6 protein-coding genes and 1 pseudogene are annotated in these 5,724 nt (G+C 69.0%); 6 read left to right on the top strand and 1 reads right to left on the bottom strand.

Annotation, left to right across the window (positions count from 1 at the left end):
- Positions 1-316: 316 nt before the first annotated feature.
- Complete coding sequence (locus tag VM306_RS00035; RefSeq protein WP_325509945.1) at positions 317-670, top strand: GNAT family N-acetyltransferase; 354 nt, start codon at positions 317-319, stop codon at positions 668-670.
- A 568-nt stretch (positions 671-1,238) separates the two neighbouring features.
- On the opposite strand, the gene VM306_RS00030 is transcribed toward VM306_RS00035, so the two are convergent.
- Complete coding sequence (locus VM306_RS00030; RefSeq protein ID WP_325509943.1) at positions 1,239-1,688, bottom strand: Lrp/AsnC family transcriptional regulator; 450 nt, start codon at positions 1,686-1,688, stop codon at positions 1,239-1,241.
- 80 nt (positions 1,689-1,768) lie between these two features.
- Between VM306_RS00030 and VM306_RS00025 the strand changes: the two genes are divergently transcribed.
- The 5 genes and pseudogenes from VM306_RS00025 to VM306_RS00005 all read left to right on the top strand — a co-directional run.
- Positions 1,769-2,203 (top strand): rhodanese-like domain-containing protein, encoded by a 435-nt coding sequence (locus VM306_RS00025; protein WP_325509941.1) that lies wholly within the window; start codon positions 1,769-1,771, stop codon positions 2,201-2,203.
- Between the two features lie 25 nt (positions 2,204-2,228).
- On the top strand, positions 2,229-2,984 hold the full coding sequence (locus VM306_RS00020; protein WP_325509939.1) for a type 1 glutamine amidotransferase: 756 nt from the start codon (positions 2,229-2,231) through the stop codon (positions 2,982-2,984).
- Positions 2,985-3,070: 86 nt separating this feature from the next.
- Complete coding sequence (locus VM306_RS00015) at positions 3,071-4,204, top strand: inorganic phosphate transporter (protein WP_325509937.1); 1,134 nt, start codon at positions 3,071-3,073, stop codon at positions 4,202-4,204.
- The gene (locus VM306_RS00010) at positions 4,201-4,386 is read left to right on the top strand and encodes a hypothetical protein (RefSeq protein WP_325509935.1); all 186 of its coding nucleotides are present in this window, start codon (positions 4,201-4,203) and stop codon (positions 4,384-4,386) included. Before VM306_RS00015 ends, VM306_RS00010 begins: the two co-directional genes overlap by 4 nt.
- Before the next feature lie 26 nt (positions 4,387-4,412).
- Positions 4,413-5,724, top strand: a pseudogene (locus VM306_RS00005) (bifunctional [glutamine synthetase] adenylyltransferase/[glutamine synthetase]-adenylyl-L-tyrosine phosphorylase); the annotation flags it as partial.

The raw sequence follows: 5,724 nt of genomic DNA, 5'->3' as shown, positions 1-5,724 counted from the left end.
GCACGACAACCAAAACATCGTCGGCGCGGCAACCCAAATGCACGGCTACCCGCTCCACGTAGCCGCAATGCCCCCAGCCGCGGCCGCCCAGGTGGTGAAGGCCTTACAGGGCCACGAAATCCACGAGGTGACCGGCACCCGGGACCGAGTCCAAGCCTTCCGTACCCTCTGGCGCCCCGGCGGCCGAGAACTCTGGTCCCTGCGCCTGTACCAACTGGAAGAGCCGACAACACCAGACGTCCCCGGCGAACCAAGACCCGCCACACCCGCCACACCCGCCGACGACACCCTGATCACCACCTGGTGGACCGACTTCGTGCAGGAGCTCGACGGCCTCCCGCCGCGCGAGGCCGAGGCGCGCGCGATGGACGCCCAGTGGATGTCGGCCGGCCACGTGCTGTGGCTCGTCGACGGCGTGCCGGTGTCCTGGGCGGCGAGCACCACCCCGGTCGCCGGCGTCTCGCGGGTAGGGCCGGTCTACACGCCGCCCGAGCACCGCCGCCACGGCTACGCGGCTGCCGTCACCGCCGCGGTCTGCCGGTGGGCCCACAGCGCGGGTGCCGCGCACGTCGTTCTGACCGCGGACCTCGCCAACCCCACCGCGAACTCCGTCTACCACGGCATCGGGTTCCGGCCGGTGTCCGACTGGTCGGCGTATCGCTGGGACTAGCGCCGCCGCAGTTTCCTGTCGCATCCCCCGCGCTTCCGTATATGCGGGAGGGAGAAAACAGTGTTTCAGGACATTCGCCACCCGATCGGTTGGGGACAACTTCGCGGGGCCCTGCTGGGCTCCACCCAAAGAGACGGGCCAGGGGACGGATCAGGACAAGCATCACTCGGTCTGATGACTCGGCGGCCGAGTGGTGTAGTGGCCTCAGAGCGACGCAAGACGAGGGAGCCGCAGCCGAGGGAGCCGCAGCCGAGGGAGCCGCAGCCGAGAGAGTTGCGGCCGAGAGAGTCGCGGCTTGCCCACGTCGGTGCGCCGACGCTCGTGTACTGCAACTCGCTTCGCGATCGGCAAACCCACAACTTGCACGTCGCTGCTCGCACACCACCGCAGTTCGCACACTGCAACTTGCTCCCGCGGCGAGCAGGGGCGCAGCAGCTCGCACTCCGATGTTTGCACACGGCCGCAACCTGCACACCACTGCTTGCACGCCGCTGCAACTTGCACACAGCAGCTCGCCAAAGCGACCAGCACACCGCAGCCTGCACATCGCGGCCAGGAACACCCGCGACTAACCGAACAGCTCCGCCGAAATCGGCCGGTTCCGCACATGCGAGGAGAAGACGAGCGAAGTAGTGGTGTCCCCATACCGCTGCATCACCTCGACGAGCTCCTCCAGCTCACCCATCGACCGGCACACGACGCGCAACAGCCAGCAGTCATCCCCGGTCACGTGATCGGCATCGAGGACCTGCGGCAACACCAGCACCTGCGACCGGAACCGAGGCGTGTCCAACGACCGCACCCGCACCCGCACGATCGACTCGATCGGCAGACCCAGCCGCGTCGGCGACACCACGGCCACGAACCCGCTGATCACGCCCAACGACTCCAGCCGCCGCACCCGTTCGGTCACGGCCGGAGCGGACAGCGACACGACGCGGCCCAGCGCCGTGAACGACATCCGCCCGTCCTGCTGCAGCAAAGACAGGATCTTCCAATCCACGGCGTCGAGTTCCACCTGGAAATCATAAGGAGAACAGCGCGAACGCCTGGACTTCCGCATGTCCCAACAGCAAACGCACCACCAGGATCTAAGGCATGACCAACGCACTGCGCTTCCCCGCCGCCGACCCGCACGCCGCAGCCGAGTTCTTCGCCGCCGAACTCGCCTTCGAGGTCGACCCCGACGACGTCCACCGCGACCTGCTGGAAGGCAACACCCAGGGGTACGTCCTGGTGGAGACGCGGGCGCCCGAGGCGTTCGCGCGGGAGCGCATCCCCGGCGCGATCAACCTGCCCTACCGGGACCTGCCCGAGCGGCCGGACCTCGACTCCAACATGGTCTACATCTGCTACTGCGAGAGCTTCCAGTGCAACGCCGCGACCAAGGGCGCGCTGGCGCTCGCGCGACGGGGCTTCCGGGTGAAGCGGCTCTCCGGTGGCATCACGGCGTGGCGGGAAGCGGGGTACCCGGTCGAGTCTGACGGACGGGCCGGCGGGGCCGATGTTGCTAAGGTCGCGTGTCGCTGCTGACCACTGTCGACATAGGCTCAAGTGCGTGAACGCACCGCGCCTGCTCGTCCTGCAGCCCTCGCAGTCCGACCCGTTGGCCAAGCTCGGGGAGTGGCTCGACGCCGAGGGGCTCGAGCTCGTCCTCGTGTCGCTCAAGGACGAGCCCGCGCCGGCGAACCTCGACGGGTACCAGGGTGTCATCTGCCTCGGTGGTGAGATGGGGGCGCTGGACGACCTCCGGTACCCGTGGCTTGCCGATGCTCGCCGGCTGTTGTCGAACGCTGTTGCGCAGCGGGTTCCGACGCTCGCCATCTGCCTCGGTGCGCAGCTGCTCGCGGCTGCCACCGGTGGTCAGGTGCGCAAGGGTCCACAAGGGCCTGAGGTCGGTGTGCTGCTCGTGGCGAAGCGCGACGCGTCGGGCATGGACCCGTTGTTCGCCGACCTGCCGTTCACGCCCGACGTGCTGCAGTTCCACAACGACGAGGTGCACCTGTTGCCGCCTGGCGCGGAACACCTCGCCGCGTCGCCGAAATATCCGAATCAGGCGTTTCGGGTGGGGGAGAGCGCTTACGGCCTTCAGTTCCACATCGAGACGACGCCGGAAATCGTCTTGAGCTGGGCCGCGAAAGACCCTGACTCGGCGGCCTGTGCGCGGGCGCGGCACTTCGACCAGGACTTCCTCGAGGAAGCGCACCGCGACTTCGAAGAGGTGTGGCGGCCGTTCATCGGCCGATTCGCCAAGCTGGTGCGAGGAGAACTGTCGCCCGCGGGACGTTTGGGCACACAACTTCCCTTGGTGTGACGTTACTTTCGTAGGTTCTGCGCAATCCTCCGTTGGCGGTACCGTAACCTCCTGGACAGCTTGTTCGATCCAGCCGGAGGATCAGTGTGGATCCCGCACTTGTAGTGATCATCGTCGTAGTCACTGCTCTCATCTTCGATTTCACCAACGGGTTCCACGACACGGCCAACGCCATGGCCACCTCCATCGCCACCGGTGCCCTCAAGCCCCGTACGGCGGTCGCGTTGTCGGCGGTTCTCAACCTCGTCGGCGCGTTCCTGTCCGTCGAGGTGGCCAAGACCATCTCCGGCGGAATCGTCGACGATGCCCGGATAACTCCCGCCATCATCTTCGGCGGGCTGGTCGGCGCGATCATGTGGAACCTCGTCACCTGGTACGCGGGGCTGCCGTCGAGCTCGTCGCACGCGTTGTTCGGCGGCCTGATCGGGGCCGCCTGGGTCTCGTCCGGTGTGGACGCCATCCACTTCGCCAAGGTCGTCGACAAGGTGCTGGTGCCCGCGGTCGTCGCGCCGCTGGTCGCCGGGATCGTCGCGGCGCTGGCCACGATCGTCGTCTACCGCCTCAAGAAGGCGGCGGACCCGCGCGTCTCGAACACCGGCTTCAAGGTCGGGCAGGTCGCGTCCGCGTCGCTGGTCTCGCTCGCGCACGGCACGAACGACGCGCAGAAGACGATGGGCATCATCACGCTCGCGCTGATCACGTCCGGTTCGCTCGCCCCCGGCTCGGCGCCGCCCACCTGGGTGATCATCAGCGCCGGTCTCGCGATCGCGGCGGGCACGTACCTCGGCGGCTGGCGCATCACGCACACCCTGGGCCGCGGCCTGACGACCATCGAGCCCGCGCAGGGCTTCGCGGCGCAGACCTCGACCGCCACGGCGATCCTCGCGTCGTCGCACCTCGGCTTCGCGCTGTCCACCACGCACGTCGCGTCCGGCGGCATCATGGGCTCCGGCCTCGGTCGTGACCGGCACGGCGTCAAGTGGGGCATGATGGGCAAGATGGCCGCAGGCTGGCTGCTCACGCTGCCCGCCGCCGGCATCGTCGGCGCGCTCGCCGGCAAGTGGGCCTCCACCGGCCCGGTGGGCATCATCGGCGTCGCCGTCATCGGCGGGTCGGTGGCGGTCGTCATCTGGATCCTGTCGCGCCGCGAACCGGTGCGGCCCGAGCACATCGTCGACGAGGTCGCGGCGCAGGCCGAGCTGCACAAGGTGGCGGCGTGAAGGTCGACTGGATCGCGCTGCTCCAGGTCTTCGGCGCGACGCTGCTGGCCACGGTCGTGGTCGTGACGCTGTTCGTGGTCGGCATCCGCGCGTTGTCGGGCGACAGGAAGGTCCCCGCGTACGCGAGCTTCGCCGGTTGCGTCGCGGTCGTGCTCTACGGACTCTCCCTGATCGTCTTCTGATCCTGTGAGGACTAGGTTGGTTCCCGATGAGCGAACCAGTCCGCCACGCGTCACCAGCACGGTTCGGGCTCACCGAGGCGCGCAGCGAGGAAGTGCTGCGCGGGCTCGGCCTCTGGGCTGACCGCCGTCCCGCGGACGGCGCCGAACCGGTCCTGGCCGCGCTGTCCCGCAGCCCCGACCCGGACCTCGCGCTGCGCGGGCTGGAGCGCCTGCGCTCGGTCGCCGACTGGGACGCCCTGTCGGCCGCGCTGCACGACGACGTGGTGGTGCGGGGCCGCTTGCTCGCCGTGCTCGGCTCGTCGACCGCGCTGTCGGACTTCCTCGTCGTCAACCCCGGCCGCTGGCACTCGCTCACCGGCGACGTCGACGTGTCGCTGGACCTGGCGGACGACGACGTCCTGCGCACCGAGTACCGGGCGAAACTGCTGGTCATCGCCGCCAACGACTTGGCGCACGTCGTCGAGTCGGAGCTGCCGTTCGTCCCGTACGACACGGTGGCGGCGCAGCTGTCCGATCTCGCCGTGTCCGCGTTGCGGGCGTCGTTGAAGCTCGCCGCGGAACGAGTGAACGGCGCCGACCGCTGCCGGCTCGCGGTCATCGCGATGGGCAAGTGCGGCGCGAACGAGCTGAACTACGTGAGCGACGTCGACGTCGTGTTCGTCGGCGAGGGTGATCTGAGCGCCGCGACGCGGCTGGCCAGCACGATGATGCAGATCGCGGGCCAGTCGTGCTTCGAGGTCGACGCGGCTCTGCGACCGGAGGGCAAGGCGGGCGCGCTGGTCCGCACCCTCGACGGGCACGCCTCGTACTACCAGAAGTGGGCGCGGACCTGGGAGTTCCAGGCACTGCTGAAGGCGCGGCCGGTCGCCGGTGACGCCGAGCTGGGCCAGGCCTACCTCGACGTCGTGCGGCCGTATGTGTGGACGGCGGCCGAGCGGGAGAACTTCGTCGAGGACGTGCAGGCGATGCGGCGGCGGGTCGAGGACCACGTGCCCAGTGGCCTCGCCGATCGTGAGCTGAAGCTGGGCCGCGGTGGTCTCCGCGACGTCGAGTTCGCGGTGCAGCTGCTGCAGCTCGTGCACGGTCGTTCTGACGAGGACCTGCGTATTCAGGCGACGACGGCCGCGCTGGCCGCGTTGGGCAGGGGCGGGTACATCGGGCGCAACGACGCGGCGGACTTCGGACGTTCGTACCGGTTCCTGCGCACGTTGGAGCACCGGCTGCAGCTGCACCGGCTGCTGCGCACGCATCTCTTCCCAGCCGACGACGACGCCACGGCGTTGCGCTGGCTGGCGCGCTCGGTCGGTCTGGCGGCTGACGGGCAGAAGTCGGAGGGGC

The sequence above is a fragment of the Lentzea sp. genome, assembly GCF_035525475.1.
Lineage (GTDB): Bacteria > Actinomycetota > Actinomycetes > Mycobacteriales > Pseudonocardiaceae > Lentzea.
This window is presented reverse-complemented; position numbering and strand designations above follow the sequence as displayed.